The organism is Streptomyces sp. NPDC051020 (assembly GCF_040683105.1).
In the GTDB taxonomy this organism is placed as follows: domain Bacteria; phylum Actinomycetota; class Actinomycetes; order Streptomycetales; family Streptomycetaceae; genus Streptomyces.
The window spans coordinates 35,838-54,372 of record NZ_JBFBCG010000018.1; the positions used below are offsets into that span (position 1 = coordinate 35,838).

14 protein-coding genes are annotated in these 18,535 nt (G+C 70.4%); 6 read left to right on the top strand and 8 right to left on the bottom strand.

The genetic code is table 11. From position 1 onward, the window contains the following. Position 1 precedes the first annotated feature (1 nt). From AB0N06_RS12500 to AB0N06_RS12525, 6 genes are all read right to left on the bottom strand, one after another. Positions 2 to 1,021, bottom strand: coding sequence for a CoA ester lyase (locus AB0N06_RS12500; protein WP_366134644.1), 1,020 nt, complete (start codon positions 1,019 to 1,021; stop codon positions 2 to 4). Continuing rightward, positions 1,018 to 3,030, bottom strand: coding sequence for a protein meaA (locus tag AB0N06_RS12505; RefSeq protein ID WP_366134645.1), 2,013 nt, complete (start codon positions 3,028 to 3,030; stop codon positions 1,018 to 1,020). The genes AB0N06_RS12500 and AB0N06_RS12505 overlap by 4 nt, the downstream gene beginning before the upstream one ends. Before the next feature lies 1 nt (position 3,031). Further along, on the bottom strand, positions 3,032 to 4,393 hold the full coding sequence (gene ccrA / locus AB0N06_RS12510; RefSeq protein ID WP_366134646.1) for a crotonyl-CoA carboxylase/reductase: 1,362 nt from the start codon (positions 4,391 to 4,393) through the stop codon (positions 3,032 to 3,034). Positions 4,394 to 4,783: 390 nt separating this feature from the next. Further along, on the bottom strand, positions 4,784 to 5,581 hold the full coding sequence (locus tag AB0N06_RS12515) for a GNAT family N-acetyltransferase (RefSeq protein WP_366134647.1): 798 nt from the start codon (positions 5,579 to 5,581) through the stop codon (positions 4,784 to 4,786). Positions 5,582 to 5,708: 127 nt separating this feature from the next. Next, the gene (locus AB0N06_RS12520; RefSeq protein WP_366134648.1) at positions 5,709 to 6,524 is read right to left on the bottom strand and encodes a TetR family transcriptional regulator; all 816 of its coding nucleotides are present in this window, start codon (positions 6,522 to 6,524) and stop codon (positions 5,709 to 5,711) included. A 199-nt stretch (positions 6,525 to 6,723) separates the two neighbouring features. Next, positions 6,724 to 8,505 carry a 3-hydroxybutyryl-CoA dehydrogenase gene (locus AB0N06_RS12525; RefSeq protein WP_366134649.1) on the bottom strand — a complete coding sequence of 594 codons (1,782 nt, stop codon included), beginning with the start codon at positions 8,503 to 8,505 and terminating at the stop codon, positions 6,724 to 6,726. 358 nt (positions 8,506 to 8,863) lie between these two features. Here AB0N06_RS12525 and AB0N06_RS12530 point away from each other — a divergent pair, with 358 nt between their 5' ends. Then, entirely contained in the window at positions 8,864 to 9,451 is a 588-nt protein-coding gene (locus AB0N06_RS12530) for an adenylosuccinate lyase (protein WP_366134650.1), read from the top strand. 57 nt (positions 9,452 to 9,508) lie between these two features. On the opposite strand, the gene AB0N06_RS12535 is transcribed toward AB0N06_RS12530, so the two are convergent. Then, on the bottom strand, positions 9,509 to 11,101 hold the full coding sequence (locus tag AB0N06_RS12535) for an alpha/beta hydrolase (RefSeq protein WP_366134651.1): 1,593 nt from the start codon (positions 11,099 to 11,101) through the stop codon (positions 9,509 to 9,511). Positions 11,102 to 11,228: 127 nt separating this feature from the next. Continuing rightward, a complete protein-coding gene (locus AB0N06_RS12540) occupies positions 11,229 to 11,381 on the bottom strand; it encodes a hypothetical protein (RefSeq protein ID WP_366134652.1) in 153 nt (50 codons plus the stop codon). A 149-nt stretch (positions 11,382 to 11,530) separates the two neighbouring features. Between AB0N06_RS12540 and AB0N06_RS12545 the strand changes: the two genes are divergently transcribed. The 5 genes from AB0N06_RS12545 (at position 11,531) to AB0N06_RS12565 (ending at position 18,525) form a co-directional block, all read left to right on the top strand. Beyond that, a complete protein-coding gene (locus AB0N06_RS12545; protein ID WP_366134653.1) occupies positions 11,531 to 11,974 on the top strand; it encodes an SRPBCC family protein in 444 nt (147 codons plus the stop codon). Positions 11,975 to 12,161: 187 nt separating this feature from the next. After that, entirely contained in the window at positions 12,162 to 14,630 is a 2,469-nt protein-coding gene (locus AB0N06_RS12550) for an MFS transporter (RefSeq protein WP_366134654.1), read from the top strand. A 43-nt stretch (positions 14,631 to 14,673) separates the two neighbouring features. Then, positions 14,674 to 15,717, top strand: coding sequence for a chitinase (locus tag AB0N06_RS12555; RefSeq protein WP_366134655.1), 1,044 nt, complete (start codon positions 14,674 to 14,676; stop codon positions 15,715 to 15,717). Between the two features lie 638 nt (positions 15,718 to 16,355). After that, positions 16,356 to 17,189, top strand: a complete 834-nt coding sequence (locus AB0N06_RS12560) for a M55 family metallopeptidase (RefSeq protein WP_366134656.1) — start codon at positions 16,356 to 16,358, stop codon at positions 17,187 to 17,189. Beyond that, the gene (locus tag AB0N06_RS12565) at positions 17,182 to 18,525 is read left to right on the top strand and encodes a M20/M25/M40 family metallo-hydrolase (protein WP_366134657.1); all 1,344 of its coding nucleotides are present in this window, start codon (positions 17,182 to 17,184) and stop codon (positions 18,523 to 18,525) included. Before AB0N06_RS12560 ends, AB0N06_RS12565 begins: the two co-directional genes overlap by 8 nt. The last annotated feature ends 10 nt before the right edge of the window (positions 18,526 to 18,535 follow it).

Below are 18,535 nucleotides of genomic sequence, written 5' to 3' on the forward strand. Positions count from 1 at the left end.
ATCAGGCCTCCGGCGCTTCGAACTTGGAGGTGCGCTGCATACCGGCCGCGCGGCCCTTGCCCGCGATGACGAGCGCCATCTTCCGGCTGGCCTCGTCGATCATCTCGTCGCCGAGCATCGCCGAACCCTTCTTGCCGCCCTCTTCCGAGGTGCACCACTCGTATGCGTCGAGGATCAGCTCCGCGTGGTCGTAGTCCTCCTGCGAGGGCGAGAACACCTCGTTGGCCGCGTCGACCTGACCGGGGTGCAGCACCCACTTGCCGTCGAAGCCCAGCGCCGCCGCACGGCCTGCGACCTCGCGGTACGCGTCCACGTCACGGATCTGCAGGAAGGGGCCGTCGATCGCCTGGAGGTCGTGCGTACGGGCCGCCATCAGAATGCGCATCAGGATGTAGTGGTACGCGTCCGCGCCGTAGCCGGGCGGCTGCTGACCGACGACCAGGGTCTTCATGTTGATCGACGCCATGAAGTCGGCCGGGCCGAAGATCAGCGTCTCCAGGCGCGGCGAGGCGGCGGCGATGTCGTCGATGTTCACCAGGCCCTTGGCGTTCTCGATCTGCGCCTCGATACCGATCTTCCCGACCTCGAAGCCCATCGTCTTCTCGATCTGGGTCAGCAGGAGGTCGAGCGCGACGACCTGCTGGGCGTCCTGCACCTTCGGCAGCATGATGCAGTCGAGGTTCTGGCCCGCGCCCTCGACGACCGTGATCACATCGCGGTACGTCCAGTGCGTCGTCCAGTCATTGACGCGGACGACCCGGGTCTTGCCCGTCCAGTCGCCCTTGTTCAGCGCGTCGACGATGTGGTGCCGGGCGCCCTCCTTGGCGAGCGGAGCGCAGGCGTCCTCGAGGTCCAGGAAGACCTGGTCGGCGGGGAGGCCCTGGGCCTTCTCCAGGAACCGCGGGTTCGAGCCGGGCACGGCCAGACACGAGCGGCGGGGACGCAGGCGGTTCGGGAAGTGCGCGGCGGAGCCGCTCCCCGGAAGGGTGGTGGCGGGAGACGGGTGCGCGGGCTGGGTCATGCGGGGACCTCCAGAGGGTCGAGCTTGTTCGCTTTCCGGATCTCGTCGACGATACGGCCGATGATCTCCGTGATACCGAAGTCCTTCGGGGTGAAAACGGCCGCGACACCCGCCTCGATCAGCACGGCGGCGTCGGCGGGCGGAATGATCCCGCCCGCGATCACCGGGATGTCGTTCGCGCCGGCCCCGCGCAGCCGGTTCAGCACGTCCGGCACCAGCGCGGCGTGCGAGCCGGACAGGATCGACAGCCCGACGCAGTGCACGTCCTCGGCGAGTGCCGCCGAGACGATCTGTTCGGGGGTCAGCCTGATCCCCTGGTAGACGACCTCGAACCCGGCGTCACGGGCCCGTACGGCGATCTGCTCGGCGCCGTTGGAGTGCCCGTCCAGGCCCGGCTTCCCGACCAGCAGCCGCAGCCGTCCGGCGCCGAGGTCCTCGGCGGTGCGAGCGACCTTCTCCCGTACGAGAGCGAGCGGCGTGCCGGCCTCCGCGGTGACGGCGACCGGGGCGGACGAGACACCCGTCGGGGCCCGGAACTCGCCGAACACATCGCGCAGCGCCCACGACCACTCGCCGGTGGTGACACCCGCGCGGGCGCACTCCACGGTCGCTTCCATCAAGTTCTCGGTGCCGGCCGCGGCCTTCTTCAGCGCCGCGAGGGCCTCGGAGGCGCGCGCCTCGTCACGGTGGTCGCGCCAGTCGTGGAGCGCCGCGATCACCCTCGCCTCATTGGCGGGGTCGACCGTCATGATCGCGCCGTCGAGGTCCGCCGTGAGCGGGTTCGGCTCGGTCGTCTCGTAGATGTTGACGCCGACGATCTTCTCCTCGCCGCCCTCGATCCGGGCCCGCCGCCGCGCGTGCGAGGAGACCAGTTCCGACTTCAGATAGCCGGACTCGACGGCCGCCATCGCGCCGCCCATCTGCTGGATCCGGTCGATCTCCGCGAGGGACTCGGTGACCAGGGAGTCGACCTTGGCCTCGATCACATGCGATCCGGCGAAGATGTCCTCGTACTCCAGCAGATCACTCTCGTGCGCGAGGACCTGCTGGATGCGGAGCGACCACTGCTGGTCCCAGGGCCGGGGGAGCCCCAGCGCCTCGTTCCAGGCGGGCAACTGCACGGCCCGGGCGCGGGCGTCCTTGGAGAGGGTCACGGCCAGCATCTCCAGGACGATGCGCTGGACGTTGTTCTCCGGCTGCGCCTCGGTCAGTCCGAGCGAGTTGACCTGGACGCCGTAGCGGAACCGGCGCTGCTTGGCGTCGGTGATGCCGTACCGCTCGCGGGTGACCTGGTCCCAGATGCGGCCGAAGGCACGCATCTTGCACATCTCCTCGATGAAGCGGACGCCGGCGTTCACGAAGAAGGAGATGCGGGCGACCACATCGCCGAACTTCTCCTCCGGTACCTGGCCCGAGTCGCGCACGGCGTCCAGGACCGCAAGGGCCGTCGACATGGCGTACGCGATCTCCTGGACCGGAGTGGCACCCGCCTCCTGCAGGTGGTAGCTGCAGATGTTGATCGGGTTCCACTTCGGGATGCGGTTGACCGTGTACGTGATCATGTCGGTGGTCAGCCGCAGCGAGGGGCCGGGCGGGAAGACATGTGTCCCGCGCGAGAGGTACTCCTTGACGATGTCGTTCTGCGTGGTGCCCTGGAGCTTCGTGGCGTCGGCGCCCTGCTCCTCGGCGACCACCTGATAGAGGGCCAGCAGCCACATCGCGGTGGCGTTGATCGTCATCGAGGTGTTCATCTGTTCCAGCGGTATGTCCTGGAACAGCCGCCGCATGTCGCCGAGGTGCGAGACGGGCACGCCGACCCGGCCGACCTCGCCGCGGGCGAGGATGTGGTCGGGGTCGTAACCCGTCTGGGTCGGCAGGTCGAAGGCGACCGACAGACCCGTCTGGCCCTTGGCGAGGTTGCGCCGGTAGAGCTCGTTGGACGCCTCGGCGGTCGAGTGACCGGCGTACGTCCGCATGAGCCACGGGCGGTCCTTCTGGCGCCCGGCCACGTCAGGCATCCCTGAAGCGGTTGATGGCGTCGATGTGCTGCTCGCGCAGCTCCTCGTTGCGGACGCCCAGGCCCTCGCGCGGGGCCAGCGCCAGGACGCCGACCTTGCCCTGGTGCAGGTTGCGGTGCACGTCGTACGCGGCCTGGCCGGTCTCCTCCAGGGAGTAGACCTTCGACAGCGTCGGGTGGATCTTGCCTTTGGCGACCAGTCGGTTGGCCTCCCACGCCTCGCGGTAGTTGGCGAAGTGCGAGCCCACGATCTTCTTCAGCGACATCCACAGGTAGCGGTTGTCGTACTCGTGGTTGTAGCCCGAGGTCGAGGCGCAGGTGACGATCGTGCCGCCCTTGCGGGTCACGTACACCGAGGCGCCGAACGTCTCGCGGCCCGGGTGCTCGAAGACGATGTCGACGTCCTCGCCGCCGGTCAGCTCACGGATGCGCTTGCCGAACCGCTTCCACTCGCGCGGGTCCTGGTTGTGCTCGTCCTTCCAGAATGTGTAGCCCTCGGCGTTGCGGTCGATGATCGCCTCTGCGCCCATCTTCCGGCAGATGTCCGCCTTCTGCTCGCTGGAGACGACACAGATCGGGTTGGCGCCACCGGCCAGCGCGAACTGCGTGGCGTATGAACCGAGTCCGCCGCTGGCGCCCCAGATCAGTACGTTGTCGCCCTGCTTCATGCCGGCGCCGTTGCGCGAGACGAGCTGGCGGTACGCGGTGGAGTTGACCAGGCCCGGAGCCGCGGCCTCCTCCCAGCTGAGGTGCTGCGGCTTCGGCATCAGCTGGTTGGACTTGACGAGCGCGATCTCGGCGAGGCCGCCGAAGTTGGTCTCGAAGCCCCAGATCCGCTGCTCGGGGTCGAGCATCGTGTCGTTGTGGCCGTCCGAGGACTCCAGTTCGACCGAGAGGCAGTGCGCGACGACCTCGTCACCGGGGTGCCAGGCGTTGACGCCGGGGCCGGTGCGCAGGACGACGCCCGCCAGGTCGGAGCCGATGACGTGGTACGGCAGGTCGTGGCGCTTGGTCAGCTCGCTGAGCTTTCCGTAGCGCTCCAGGAACCCGAAGGTGGAGAGCGGCTCGAAGATCGAGGTCCAGACGGAGTTGTAGTTCACCGAGCTGGCCATGACGGCGACCAGCGCCTCACCGGGCCCGAGCTCCGGAACCGGCACCTCGTCGAGGTGCAGCGACTTGCGAGGGTCCTTGTCGCGGGTGGCGAGCCCGGCGAACATCTCCGTCTCGTCCTTGTGCACGGTCACCGCGCGGTACGACTCAGGGATGGACAGGGCCGCGAAATCTGCGGCGGTGCCCGCGGCGGAGCCGCCCTTTGATTCCGTCTGCGATTGGATCGCGTCCAGGATTTCCTTCACGGTGTGCCTCCGGGATGGGGTCTCCCCTGCTCGAGCGGAGTCGAGAGCTTGGGGAATGCGTCGAGGGACGCTTGAGAGTCCCTGCCAACGGGGGTGCTGTGCGGTGTGGAGGTGCTGCCGTCGGTTCGGCTGGTAAAGCTTCGGCTTGCTCTGGTGGAGCAGAAGGGATTGCCTGTGACGCAGGCGCCCGGGCGCGCAGCACATGGCTTGCGGGGACAGTCGGCGTACGTGAGGTTCCTGCACGCCGGCCGCCCGGACACCTTCAACGTATGGCACTCCGTGACACCTGGCAAGGCACTCGGTGCCAACAATTTCTCTCCGTTGTCATCCGCTGGGCACGCATGAGCAGCAACGAGTCTGTTTCGCGTTGTTCTGTCCCTCCGTATCCGGTCAGGCCGGGCGCCGGTACACATACGGCGTGGTGGTGGACAGGGCCCGGAAACCGAGCCGCTGGAGGATCGGCCTGCTCAGGTCGGTCGCGTCGACCTGCAGATACCGGAAGCCGCGCTCGGCGGCGATCCGGGCACGGTGGGCGACCAGCGCCCGGTAGATGCCCCTTCCGCGCCACGGCTCCACGGTCCCGCCGCCCCAGAGCCCCGCAAAGCCGGTGCCCGGGTACAGCTCCATCCGGGCCGAGCTCACCGGCTCGTCGCCCGCCATGGCCAGCACCCCGAAGAAGCTGTCCGGGGCCTCGGCCAGCCGCGCCAGCACCTGGTGCCTCAGCCACGACCCGTCCGAGCCGAACGCCCGCTCGTGGGCCGCGGCCATCAGCTCCACACCGCCCGCATCCGATACCGTGCGCAGCGTGACCCCCTCGGGGAGCTCAACGGCCGTCGGGACGTCTGCGACCCGGGCGACCAGGAGGGTCTCCGGCGGCTCCGCGACGAAGCCGGCGTCCACCAGCCGCTGCCCCAGGTCGGCCGGCCGGTCGTGCGCGTACAGCTTCCACTCGAACTCGTCGTGGCCGAGCGCCGTGAAGTGCTCCACCTGCTCGGCGATGGCCGCATCCGCCCGTAGGCCGTCCAGACCGGGGGCCGACCAGATGACACCGTTCCAGTCGTCGGCCGACCCGGCCTGCCGCACGACATCGGCGGTGCGCTCGACGCGGACGCCGGGCCCGTCGGGGCGGGCGTGCTCGCGCAACTCGCGGTCGAAGAGAGTCAGCAGGAGGTCGCGATCATGAGTCATCCGCCCACCGGAACACGGCGGTACGGGCGCGGCAACCGGATTTCTCCACCCGGACGCGTGAACGCCGGACGGGCTCGGCTGTGAGCCCGTCCGGCGACGGTGGAGCGGCCGGCCGGCAGGCCCCCGCTCAGCGGTCCCTGAGCGCCTGCTGGATCGTGCGCATCACTTCGTCGAGCGGCGCGTCCGTCCGTGCCACCGCGACGAGCACGTCGCCCTCGGTGCTCACCGAAGCGGCGGGCGCCGGCGTCGATTCGGCCCCGGCGATGCGCCCGGCCCCGATGCCCGTCCCGAACGTGTCCCGGACGATCGCGAAGGCGTGGTCGAGCTGGGCCTCCACATCGCCCTGGCCACCCGCCCGCAGCCAGCGGCGCAGCACATGGTTGTGCGCGGTGACGACGGCCGACGCCGCGACCTCCGCCAGCAGCGGGTCGTCGTTGCCGACATGGTGGTCGCGCTCGTCGAAGTGGCCCAGCAGATAGCGTGTGAACAGCCGCTCGTAACGGGCCACCGAGGCGATCTCGGCCTCCCGCAGCGTGGGGACCTCACGGGTCAGCTTGTAGCGGGCCACCGAGACCGCGGGCTTGGCCGCGTACATCTTCATGACTTCTTTGATGCCGCGGCAGACGGTGTCGAGCGGGTGCTCGTGCGCGGGGGCGGCATTGAGGACGGCCTCGGCCCGGACGAGAGTGTCGTCGTGGTCGGGGAAGATCGCCTCTTCCTTGGAGCGGAAGTGCCGGAAGAAGGTCCGCCGGGCGACACCTGCGGCGCCCGCGATCTCGTCGACCGTCGTGGCCTCGTACCCCTTCGTGGCGAAGAGCTCCATCGCCGCGGCGGCCAGTTCGCGGCGCATTTTGAGCCGCTGGGCGGCGGCGCGCGTTCCTGCGGCACTTTCCGGGGCGTCGGGCGCGGCGGAGACACGGGGGGACCTGGCGGGCTGGGACATGGTGTGAACGTACTGCATCGGAGCAGGAGAGCGCGCCTGCGGGGGCGGGCCGCCCGGCCGTACGTCCCACGTCGGGGGTTGCGCGGGCGGATCGAGCAGCCCTCCCCATCCGGCTCCCGGCCCGGGAGCCGCCGGTGCTCCGGCCGGGCATGCACGCCCGGCCGGAGCACCGGTCCGCCGTTCAGGCACCTGCCGGTCCTCAGCGCCGGGCATATTCGCGGAAGCCGCGCCCCGTCTTGCGGCCGAGGCAGCCGGCCGCCACCAGGTGCTCCAGCAGCGGCGCCGGGGCCAGGCCCGGGTCGCGGAACTCGCCGTGCAGCACCTTCTCGATGGCGAGCGAGACATCGAGCCCGACGACGTCCAGGAGCTCGAACGGGCCCATCGGGTAGCCGCCGCCCAGCTTCATCGCGGCGTCGATGTCGTCGAGGGTCGCGTAGTGCTGCTCGACCATCTTGATCGCGTTGTTGAGGTACGGGAACAGCAGCGCGTTCACGATGAATCCGGCCCGGTCCCCGCAGTCCACCGGGTGCTTGCGGATCTTCCCGCACACCTCACGGACGGTTGCGTGAACATCGTCCGAGGTCAGCACCGTACGGACCACCTCGACCAGCTTCATCGCGGGTGCCGGGTTGAAGAAGTGCATCCCGATGACGTCCTGCGGACGCGAGGTCGCCCGCGCGCACGCCACCACCGGCAGCGACGAGGTGGTCGTGGCGAGCACCGCGCCCGGCTTGCAGATCTTGTCCAGCGTGCCGAACAATTGCTGCTTGACCGCCAGATCCTCGGCGACCGCCTCGACCGCGAGGTCGACATCGGCGAACGAGTCCAGCGAACCGGCGGCGGTGATCCGGCCCAGGGTCTCGTCCCGCGCCTCCGCCGTCAGCCGCCCCTTGGTGACCGAACGCTCCAGCGACTTGGCGATCCTCCCCTTCGCGGTGTCCGCCTTCTCCTGGCTGCGCGCGGCGAGCACCACGTCGTAACCGGCCTTCGCGAAGACCTCCGCTATACCCGAGGCCATCGTCCCGGAGCCCGCGACGCCCACCGACCGGACCGTGCGCCCGGCATCCGCTCCGGCGCTCTCCAGCGGCGTCTGCACGTCCGGTACCACCGTCTGGCTGCCCGGCGCCACGTACGTGTAGAAGCCGCGGCCCGACTTGCGGCCGGTCAGACCTGCCTCGCTGAGCTGCTTGAGGATCGGGGCGGGGGCGTGCAGCCGGTCGTGCGACGCGGAGTACATCGCCTCCAGGACGGTACGGGCGGTGTCGACGCCGATCAGGTCGAGCAGGGCGAGGGGGCCCATCGGCAGCCCGCAGCCCAGCTTCATGGCCGCGTCGATGTCCTCACGGGAGGCGTAGTTCGCCTCGTACATCGCGGCGGCCTGGTTGAGGTAGCCGAAGAGGAGCCCGTCGGCGACGAAACCCGGCCGGTCGCCCACCGCAACCGGTTCCTTGCCGAGCTCGCGGGCGAGCTCCGTGACCGCCTCGACGGCCGGCGGCGCGGTCAGCACCGAGGAGACCACCTCGACCAGCTTCATCGCGGGCGCCGGGTTGAAGAAGTGCAGGCCCAGCACGCGCTCGGGGTGCTGCGACTCGGCCGCAAGCCGGGTCACCGACAGGGCGTTCGTGCCGGTCGCCAGGATGGTGGTGGGGGAGACGATCGCGTCGAGTTCGCGGAAGAGCTGCTGCTTGAGCTCGTACGACTCGGGCACGACCTCGATGACGAGCTGGGCGTCTGCCACGGCCTGCAGGTCGCAGAAGGTACGGAACCGGGCGAGCGCGTCCAGGCGCTCCGTCTCGGTGATCCGCTCCTTCTGCACGGCGCGGGCGGTGGAGGCCTCCAGGGCGGCGACGGCCTGACGGGCGGCCGCGTCGCTGACGTCGATACCGATGACCTCGCGGCCGGCCCGGGTCAGGACCTCGGCGATGCCGATGCCCATGGTGCCGAGACCGACGACGGCGATGGTGGAGAGAGGGGTGTCCATCACGGGACTCCAGAGGATGAGTGACGACTGAGTGGGCGCACGGCGCGCACGGATCGGCTGGGGCCACAAGGGTCCACACCAGCGCATGGCGTGCGGGAATTGCGTGTCGTGGTGTTCCTGGCCGGGGTGCGGGAGGCACGCCCGGACAGGAGAGGGGGCGACGGACTCTGTCCCGGAGTCGCGTCTCACAAAGCTGCCGAACCGACAAGCACTCCGGGTGGCTGCGTCACCAGGCCACTGGAGTCGGCGGGGATGGTGTCCCGCTCACATGAGATTAACCGGCGAGTAACGAGCGCGCCAGCCCCGATTCGCTGTGCGTCGGGTCACACTCACCGTGGCCACCGATACCCTCAGGGTCATGGACGAGGAGTTCCGGTCGTTGACCGACCGGCTGGCGGACGAGGCGGGGGAGTCGGCTGCGTACCGCAGACTGCTCGCCACCGACGACGACGAGGAACTGGCCCGGGTCCTCGTCGAACGGGAGCGACCGCTCTGGGCGCGTGAGATCGCCGCGTTCCGGCTCGGCTGCGGCGGCGACCGACGGGCCTTCGAGGCACTGATCCTGCTGCTCAACCACCGCGACCCGGAGCGCTGCGTCTCCGCGGCCCACGCCCTGGTGCGCCTGGGCGACCCCCGCACCCCGCGTGCCGCCGCCGCGCTCGCGACGAACACCCTGCGCACCGCGTACGCCCTGCACCCGGTCCGTCTGCTCACCGCCCTGCGGGCCCCCGAGTCCGTCCCGGCGCTGATCAGCACGCTGGAGCGGCTGCTGGGGCCGGACGAGCCGCACTGGCGCGTCGCGCTGGCCTGTGTGGAGGGTCTGGGGCAGCTCGGCGACGCGCGGGCCCGCCCGGTCCTGGAGGCGGCACTGCCGCACCCCAGGCTGGCCGGAGCGGCGGAACGGGCGATCAGCCGACTGCCGTCGCCGGGCGCGCCCGGCGACTGAGGACGGAACAGCGGACGGCCGGGGCCGGCTCCCTTCGCCGGACCCGACCCCGCCCCGTCAGCCGTGGAAGCCGAGCAGCCCGTGCAGCGTGCCGCCCTTGCTGCCCGCGCGCGTCGCCGACTTCGCCGCCTCGGCGGTCAGCGGCTTCGGGTCGGGCGACGTCCCGCACACCGCATCCACGTCGCCGAGGCTGCCGTCGCCGCGAGGGACGGTGCCCTTGGCGAGATAGTCCGCCAGGTATGTGTCCAGGCATGCGTTGCCGCTCAGCGTGACACCGTGGTTGCCGCCGCCCTGCTCGACGACCAGGCTGGAGCCGCGGAGCCGCCGGTGCAGGGTGACCCCGCCCGCGTACGGTGTGGCCGCGTCCTCCGTGGCCTGGAAGAGGAGCGCCGGCGGGAGCGCGTGGTTCGAGACCCGCACCGGATTCAGCGGCGCCACCGGCCAGGAGGCGCACGGCGCGTTGTACCAGGTGTTGCTCCAGGCGTAGAACGGCGCTTTGGCGTGCACCTTCCAGCTGTCGTTGCGCCAGGTGTTCCAGCTCAGCGGCCACCGGGAGTCGCGGCACTGCACGGCCAGGTACACCGAGTACCCGTTGTCGCCCTTCGCGTCGACGGCACCGAGCCGGTCGTACGCGGCGACGAGCGCGTTCTGGTCCTTGTGGTTCACGTACGCGGCGAACGCGTCGGCCAGATAGGGCCAGTACCCGTTGTAGTAGCCGCCCGGCAGGAAGGTCTCCTCCAGCTCGCTCGGGCCGACTTTCTTGCCCGCGGGCTGTTTCCGCACCGCGTCGCGCATCCGGTACCAGGCTGCCTCGACCCTCGCCGGGTTGTTGCCGAGCCGGTACGTCTCGTCGTGCTTCGCCACCCATGCGGCGAACGCCTTCTGGCGGGCGTCGAACGCGTAGTTCTGGCCGATGTTGTCCTGGTACCAGACGCCTTCCGGGTCGACGTTCGAGTCGAGCACCAGCCGCCGCACCCGCTGCGGGAACAGCTTCGCGTACACCGCGCCCAGGTACGTACCGTATGAGTACCCGAAGTAGTTGATCTTCGGGGCGCCGGTGGCCTGCCGGATCACATCGAGGTCCTTGGCGGCGCTGACCGTGTCCATGTACGGCAGCAGGTCGGGGTACTTCCTGCCGCACTCCGCGGCGAAGTTGCGCGCCCGGTCGCGGCGGGTCCGCTCCTTGGCGAGGGTCCGCGGCACCGAGTCGGGCCGCGGCGGCTTGAAGTACTTGGGTACGCAGTCCAGCGCCGGGGAGCTCTTCCCGACCCCACGCGGGTCGAACCCGATCACGTCGTACTGCGCGGCGACGTCCTTCGGGAGCGAGGAGGCCACGAACCCGGCCATGGTCAGCCCGCTGCCGCCAGGACCCCCGGGGTTGACGAAAAGCGGACCCTGCGAGGTCTTCGCGGTGTGCGGGATCCGGGACAGGGCGAGCGTGATCCGCCGGCCCGACGGATTGTCATGATTGAGCGGTGTACTGACCTTTGAGCACTGCAGTTTCGGATACGCCTTGGTGCCACAGCGGGTCCAGCGGAGTTGCGCGGCATGCGGTGCGACGTCGGTGGCGGCCGCCGGGGACGGCACGGCGGTCACCAGACCGGCGACCGTCGCACCGACGGCGATCAGAATTCCTGAACGATTCGTCATATGGCCTCCCGTGGTGGGGGAATGCGGCTGCGTGTGGCACAGCCCCCGCCGCATGCTCCCCGCATTCGGACACGGAAGGACATGATCGAGTGAGAGTTGACCCGTTTGCCGGGGTGGTGACGGAGGCTCAGAGCAGGATCGGCGCGGTGGACCCGGGACCGTCCGGCGGCGGCCGCCGGACGGGCCCGTTGTCGAAGGTGCGCGTGGTCACCGCGTCCGCGGCGAAGGGCGTGCCCGTCCGGGCCTCGCGGGTGTTCTCGGCCGGATTGTCTCCGTGCACGGACGCCTCCTCGGCAGCACTGGAAAGAGAATGGAATGCCTGTTCCCGTGATCGTTTTTCCCCTTCGTCCCGGCTCGGATTTTGAGCGGCGTGCCGGAGGTGATTGGCTCAGCACACCCCCGAACAACCGAAGTGCTGGAGGAACAGCCATGGCGCAGGTCGAGGCCACGACAGAGCGGATCATCGCGGCGGACGCGGAGACGGTGTTCGACGCGCTGGCCGACTACCAGGAGGTCCGGGGCAAGGTCCTGCCCGGCCACTTCAGCGAGTACGAGGTCCGCGAGGGCGGTGACGGCGAAGGCACCCTCGTCCACTGGAAGCTCCAGGCCACCAGCAAGCGGGTCCGCGACTGCCTGCTCGACGTGACCGAGCCGACCGACGGGCAGCTCGTCGAGAAGGACCGCAACTCGTCGATGGTCACCACGTGGACCGTCACCCCGGCCGGTGAGGGCCGGTCCAAGACCGTCGTCTCGACCGTCTGGAACGGCGCGGGCGGCATCGGTGGATTCTTCGAGAGGACCTTCGCGCCCAAGGGTCTTGCACGCATCTACGACGAGCTGTTGCAGAACCTCGCGACGAAGGTCGAGAAGTAGCCTCACGTATCGCTGACCGGCCTCACCGGTTCGGGTGGTTTTCCGGGCCGGTCGGTTGTGCGCCGTAGTGGCTCCCACCGGGGGATAAGCCCCCCGAGTGCGCCGTCAGCGCCCCCCGTCGCGTTTGCCCTCCCTTGTCGCGCAATGCGAGAAATGGGCGGCGCAGATGCGACGAGGGGAGCGGCACGTGGCGGGTGGAATCACTCTGGTGAAGGACGAGCCGGACGGTGCGGAGGGCGACGTCGAGGCGGCGACCGTGGATCCGCACGGTGCTCGGACCGCCGCCCTGCCCGGTGCGGGGACTCCGCCCTCGCCGCCACCGGGTCCCGACGCCGCGGAGATCAGCCCCCGCCGGATCCGGCTGGTCTTCCTCGGGTTGATGCTCACCCTGCTCCTCGCGGCGCTCGACCAGATGATCGTCGCCACCGCACTGCCGAAGATCGTCGGTGAGCTGCACGGCCTGGAGAAGATGTCCTGGGCCGTCACCGCCTATCTCCTCGCCTCCACCATCGGGCTGCCGATCTACGGCAAGCTCGGCGATCTCTTCGGCCGCAAGAGCGTCTTCCAGTTCGCCATCGTCGTCTTCGTCGTCGGCTCCGCGCTGGCCGGCTGGTCCCGGACCATGGACGAGCTGATCGCCTTCCGTGCCGTCCAGGGCATCGGCGGCGGCGGGCTCATGATCGGGGTCCAGGCGATCATCGCGGACGTCGTACCGCCCCGCGAGCGCGGCCGTTTCATGGGGCTGATCGGCGCCGCCTTCGGTCTCGCGTCCGTCGCCGGACCGCTGCTCGGCGGGTTCTTCACCGACCACGCTTCCTGGCGCTGGTGCTTCTACATCAACGTCCCGTTCGGACTGGTCACACTGGCCGTCATCACCGTCGTACTGAAACTCCCCAAACCCGACGTCCGGCCCCGGCTCGATGTGCTCGGCGCGCTGCTGCTGGCCGCCGCCTCCACCTGCGTGGTGCTGCTGACCAGTTGGGGCGGTACGGAGTACGCCTGGGGCTCGCGCACCATCCTCGGGCTGGCCGCCGGGGCCGCCGGAACGGCTCTGCTCTTCCTGGTCGTTGAGCGCCGCGCGCCCGAACCGGTGATCCCGCTGAGGCTGTTCCGCGACTCGATCTTCAATGTGACCGCGCTCGTCGGCGCGGTCGTCGGCGTCGCACTGTTCGGCGCCGCCAGCTATCTGCCGACGTTCCTGCAGATGGTCGACGGCGCCACCGCCACCGAATCCGGGCTGCTGATGCTCCCGATGATGGGCGGCATCGTCGGCGCGTCCGTCGTCTCCGGCCAGCTGATCTCCCGTACCGGCCGCTACCGCGTCTACCCGATCGTCGGGAGTGCGATCTCGGTCGTCGGCATGTGGCTGCTCTCCCGCCTCGAAACCGACACCCCACGCCTGGAATACAGCATCGCGCAGGCCGTTCTCGGTATCGGGATTGGCCTGATCATGCCGGTGCTCGTCCTTGCCGTGCAGAACTCCGTACCACCCGCCGACCTCGGTACCGCCACCAGCGCGAACAACTACTTCCGGCAGATCGGCGGCAGCGTCGGCGCCGCCGTCTTCGGAACGCTCTTCGCGGGCCGTCTCGCCGACGCCCTCGCCGTCCGCCTCCCCTCCGGCGCCGACCTCCCCGACCCCGAGTCGATCACCCCGCAGCTGGTCCACGCCATGGAGCCGGCCCTCCGCGACAGCTACATCCAGGCGTACGCCGACGCGATGCCGCGGATCTTCCTCTACCTCGTGCCGGTGCTCGCACTCGGCCTCGTCATCGCCTTCTTCCTCAAGGAGAAACCGCTGGTGTCCCACCACAGCCCCGAATCCGCAGCCGCCGAGTCCGCCGCCCCCATCCCGGCCGCCCGCACCACCCAGGCCCCTCCACCTCCCGTCTACCTGTCGGGCGTCCCGGTGTGCGGCTGCGTCCAGCACCCCGACGGTACGAAGGTCCCACGCGCCGCCCTCACCCTGATCGACATCCAGGGGAAGCAGGTCGGTCGCGGCGCGAGCGGCGACGACGGGCGGTACGCGCTGAGCGTGCCCGGCTCCGGTTCGTACGTCCTCATCGCGGCGGCCGGAGGGCACCAGCCGCAGGCCGTCAGCGTCACCGTCGGCGAGCGGCCCGTTGAGCTCGACGTGGTGCTCGGCGGTGCGGGCCGGCTGGCCGGGACCGTCCTCACGGCCGACGGGATCCCGGTGCGGGACGCCGCCGTCACGCTCACCGATGTGCGCGGCGAAGTCGTCGCGTCCACCCGCAGCGGCCGTGAAGGCGGCTATGTGATCTCGGAGTTGGTGGCCGGCGAATACACCCTCGCCGCCAGCGCCCCCGCCTTCCGGCCCGCCGCGCTGCCGGTCAGTGTGCAAGCGGCCAGGGAGACCCGGCAGGACATCGAACTGGCCGGCGGAGCGGTGCTGCGCGGCGTCGTACGGGCGAGCGGCGGACGCCTCGTCGAGGACGCCCGGGTCACGCTCCTGGACGCGGCGGGCAATGTCGTCGACACCCTGACAACCGGGCCCGACGGGGCGTTCCGCTTCGTGGACCTGTCGACCGGCGAGTACACCGTCATCGCGGCGGGGTACCCGCCGGTGGCCACTGTCCTCCAGGTCGCAGGCGGCGGACGCACCGAACGCGACTTGCAGCTCGGTCATGAGGACTGACGCCGCGCCCCTTCGCCGCTTTGGACCGGTTGGTTTTATGCGCATGTCACCGAAGCGCTCTCCGGGCGGCGCGCCGCGTCGCACGAAGCGGGTGACCGCCGCCGTCGCCGCACTCGTCGCACTCGGGCTCACCTGCTCGGCCTGTACGACGGGGGCGGCGGCGAACCGGGGCGGAACCTCGACCCCTCACCCCGGCGGCCCCGCGGCCTCCACCGTCACCACTGCCTACACCCCGTACGTCAGCGCCACGACCGCGGCCGACACCGACTCCGTCGGCTCCCCCGACACGTACAACCTCGCCTTCGTCGTCGCCGGCGACGACACCTGCACCCCGCTCTGGGGCGGCACCGCCGAGGCCACCAGTGCGTCGGTGACCTCACGCGTCGCCCGGCTGACGTCGACCGGCGCGGACGTCCGGGTCGCGTTCGGCGGGGCCGCGGGCACCGAGCTGGCGCTCGCGTGTGACAGCGCCGAGAAGCTGGCCGACGCCTACGCCCAGGTGCTCGACGCCGTCGGTGCCACCAAGGCCGACTTCGACATCGAGGGCGCCGCACTCACCGACCGGGCGTCGATCACCCTCCGCGACAAGGCGCTCCGCCTCCTGCAGAAGCGGAGGCACCTCGATGTCACGTACACCCTGCCCGTGATGCCGGACGGCCTGCAGCCCACCGGTACGGGCCTCCTGAGCGACGCCGCCGGGCAGAAGGTCGACATCTCCGCAGTGAACATCATGGCCATGAACTACAGCTCGTCCCACGATGGTGACATGAGCGACTACGCGCGACAGGCCGCCGAAGCCACCCATGACCAGCTCACCGACGTACTCGGCCTGTCGGACACCGAGGCCTGGCAGTCGCTGCACATCACGGTGATGCTCGGTGTCAACGACGTGGCAGGGGAGACGTTCACCCTCGCCGACGCCGCATCCCTGCGCGCTTTCGCCCGGCGGACCGGTGTCGGCGCGCTTTCCATGTGGGCCACCTTCCGCGACCAGAAATGCACCGACGAGGACACCTCGACGGCGAACGCGACCTGCAGTGGAGTCGAGCAGAAGCCGGGAGCGTTCGCGAGCGCGTTGGGGGGATGACGGCCGTCAGCGCCCGGCGTCACTCAGTACGTCAACCGTGCGGGCTGTGCCGCGCGGGTGCGGCGATGCAGGAGCACACGGTGGGGGAGGACGAGGACTCTGCCGAGCGGCCGGCCCCTTCCCCGGGGGCGCAGGACGAGCTCGTGACAGGTCACCCGATCCGCCGGTCGGCGTGCAGTCGTGAGCCGTCTTCACCCGGACGGTCGACCGATGTCCACGCCACTGCACCCCGGGCCGCGCGCTACCGACCGGGCCCGGAAACGCTGGGTGCGTCGTTCCCCGTCCCATCGACGGCGGCTCATCACCACGGCGTGACCCGGGGGACCGCCGCGTGCCCCACGGACGGGCCACGGCGCGCCGACCGGGGCCCGGGTACGGGATCCGGACCGTTGGAGGCCCGGCACCGGGACCCCTGCGCCGACTGGCCGTCCGACTGACCCGGCAGTGGCCTGGACCTCTGGAGCTGACAACACCTCTGGCCTGGGGCTCCGCCGCCGCGTACGGTGTTGCCGCATGAAGATCTCCCGTCGCGAACGGCCGCTTCGGGAGCCTGTCGGGCGTTCCTCCGGGGCCGAGGCCGGCAATCGCTGTCGCGGCCGGGACGCATGCCTGCTCACTTGCGAGAGGACCGATACACCGTGAAGATCCTCATCAGCGCGGACATGGAAGGCGCCACGGGCGTGACCTGGCCGGCCGATGTGCTGCCCGGGACGCCGCAGTGGGAGCGCTGCCGATCGATGTTCACCTCCGATGTGAACGCGGCAGCCCTCGGCTTCTACGACGGGGGCGCCGACGAGGTGCTGATCAACGAGGCCCACTGGTCCATGCGCAACCTGCTGCTGGAGCGGCTCGACGAGCGGGTCCAGATGCTCACCGGGAGGCACAAGTCCCTCAGCATGGTGGAGGGCATCCAGCACGGTGACGTCGACGCGATCGCCTTCGTCGGCTACCACACGGGAGCCGGTTCGGAGGGCGTGCTCGCCCACACGTACCTGGCCAACTCCATCACCGGCGTCTGGCTGAACGGGGTCCGCGCCAGCGAGGGACTGCTCAACGCGCATGTCGCCGCGGAGTACGGCGTGCCCGTCGTCCTCGTCACGGGCGACGACCTGACCTGCGTGGACGCCGGCGGATACGCCCCCGCCGCCCGCAAGGTCGCGGTGAAGGACTATGTGTCGCGGTACGCCGCGGTGTGCCGAACCCCCGCTCGTACCGCGGCCGATATCCGCGCTGCCGCCAAGGAGGCCACCTCGCTCGCCGGGCGCGTCGAACCGGTGCGGGGCGGCCCGTTCACGGTGGAGCTGGAGTTCGACGCCGAGCATCTGGCCACAGCGGCCACTGTTGTTCCCGGCGTGGTGCCCAGTGGCGAGCGGCGCGTCGCCTACACCAGCGCGACGATGTACGAAGGTATTCGCACGTTCAAGGCGGTGACGACGATCGTGTCGTCCGCCGTGGAGGAACAGTATGGCTGAGGCGACCACCCCCCAGGACTCCGTCGACGGCCTGGCACTCGACGAATCCGTGACGTTCACGTCCGAACTGATCCGGATCGACACGACCAACCGGGGCGGCGGCGATTGCCGGGAGCGCCCGGCGGCCGAGTACGTCGCCGAACGGCTGGCCGCCGCCGGACTGGCACCCCAGCTGCTCGAACGCACCCCGGGCCGCACCAACGTGGTCGCCAGGATCGAGGGCACCGACCCGTCCGCCGACGCGCTCCTCGTCCACGGGCATCTCGACGTCGTGCCCGCCGAGGCCGACGACTGGACCGTGCACCCCTTCTCCGGGGAGGTCCGCGACGGTGTCGTCTGGGGCCGCGGCGCCATCGACATGAAGAACATGGACGCGATGGTCCTCGCCGTCGTCCGCGCCTGGGCCCGGGCCGGTGTCCGGCCCCGCCGGGACATCGTGATCGCGTACACCGCCGACGAGGAGGCCAGCGCGGAGGACGGCTCCGGCTTCCTCGCCGACCGGCACCCCGAACTCTTCGAAGGGTGCACGGAGGGCATCAGTGAATCCGGCGCCTTCACCTTCCACGCCGGACCGGGGATGTCGCTCTACCCCATTGCCGCGGGCGAGCGCGGGACCGGGTGGCTGAAGCTCACCGCCCACGGCAAGGCCGGGCACGGCTCAAAGGTCAACAGGGCCAACGCCGTCACCGCACTCGCCGCGGCCGTCGCCCGGATCGGCACGCACGAATGGCCGGTACGGCTCACCCCGACCGTACGTGCCGCCCTCACCGAGATCGCCGCCCTGCACGGCATCCGCGCCGATGTCGACGCCCCCGGGTTCGACGTGGACGAACTGCTCGGAAAGCTCGGACCGGCCGCGGCCCTGGTCGAGCCGACCGTCAGGAACAGCTCCAACCCGACGATGCTCGAGGCCGGGTACAAGGTCAACGTGATCCCCGGCCGTGCCCTCGCCTACATCGACGGCCGGACGGTGCCCGGTGGCGAGGACGAGTTCCACGCCACCCTGGACCGGCTGACCGGACCGGGCGTCGACTGGGAGTTCCACCACCGCGAGGTCGCTCTGCAGGCGCCGGTCGACTCACCGACGTACGCGAAGCTGCGCGCCGCCGTCGAACGCTTCGACCCGGACGGCCATGTTGTGCCGTACTGCATGTCGGGCGGCACGGACGCCAAGCAGTTCTCCCGGCTCGGCATCACCGGCTACGGCTTCTCACCGCTGAAGCTCCCGGTCGGCTTCGACTACCAGGCGCTCTTCCACGGCGTCGACGAACGCGTGCCCGTGGAGGCACTGCACTTCGGCGTCCGCGTACTCGACCACTATCTGCGCACGGCCTGACCCGCACGGG

Bases quoted from the DNA above. Each gene is read 5' to 3' on its own strand.
- AB0N06_RS12500 (WP_366134644.1), bottom strand. From the start codon at position 1,021: ATGACCCAGCCCGCGCACCCGTCTCCCGCCACCACCCTTCCGGGGAGC.
- AB0N06_RS12515 (WP_366134647.1), bottom strand. From the start codon at position 5,581: ATGACTCATGATCGCGACCTCCTGCTGACTCTCTTCGACCGCGAGTTG.
- AB0N06_RS12520 (WP_366134648.1), bottom strand. From the start codon at position 6,524: ATGTCCCAGCCCGCCAGGTCCCCCCGTGTCTCCGCCGCGCCCGACGCC.
- AB0N06_RS12525 (WP_366134649.1), bottom strand. From the start codon at position 8,505: ATGGACACCCCTCTCTCCACCATCGCCGTCGTCGGTCTCGGCACCATG.
- AB0N06_RS12530 (WP_366134650.1), top strand. From the start codon at position 8,864: ATGGACGAGGAGTTCCGGTCGTTGACCGACCGGCTGGCGGACGAGGCG.
- AB0N06_RS12535 (WP_366134651.1), bottom strand. From the start codon at position 11,101: ATGACGAATCGTTCAGGAATTCTGATCGCCGTCGGTGCGACGGTCGCC.
- AB0N06_RS12545 (WP_366134653.1), top strand. From the start codon at position 11,531: ATGGCGCAGGTCGAGGCCACGACAGAGCGGATCATCGCGGCGGACGCG.
- AB0N06_RS12555 (WP_366134655.1), top strand. From the start codon at position 14,674: ATGTCACCGAAGCGCTCTCCGGGCGGCGCGCCGCGTCGCACGAAGCGG.
- AB0N06_RS12565 (WP_366134657.1), top strand. From the start codon at position 17,182: ATGGCTGAGGCGACCACCCCCCAGGACTCCGTCGACGGCCTGGCACTC.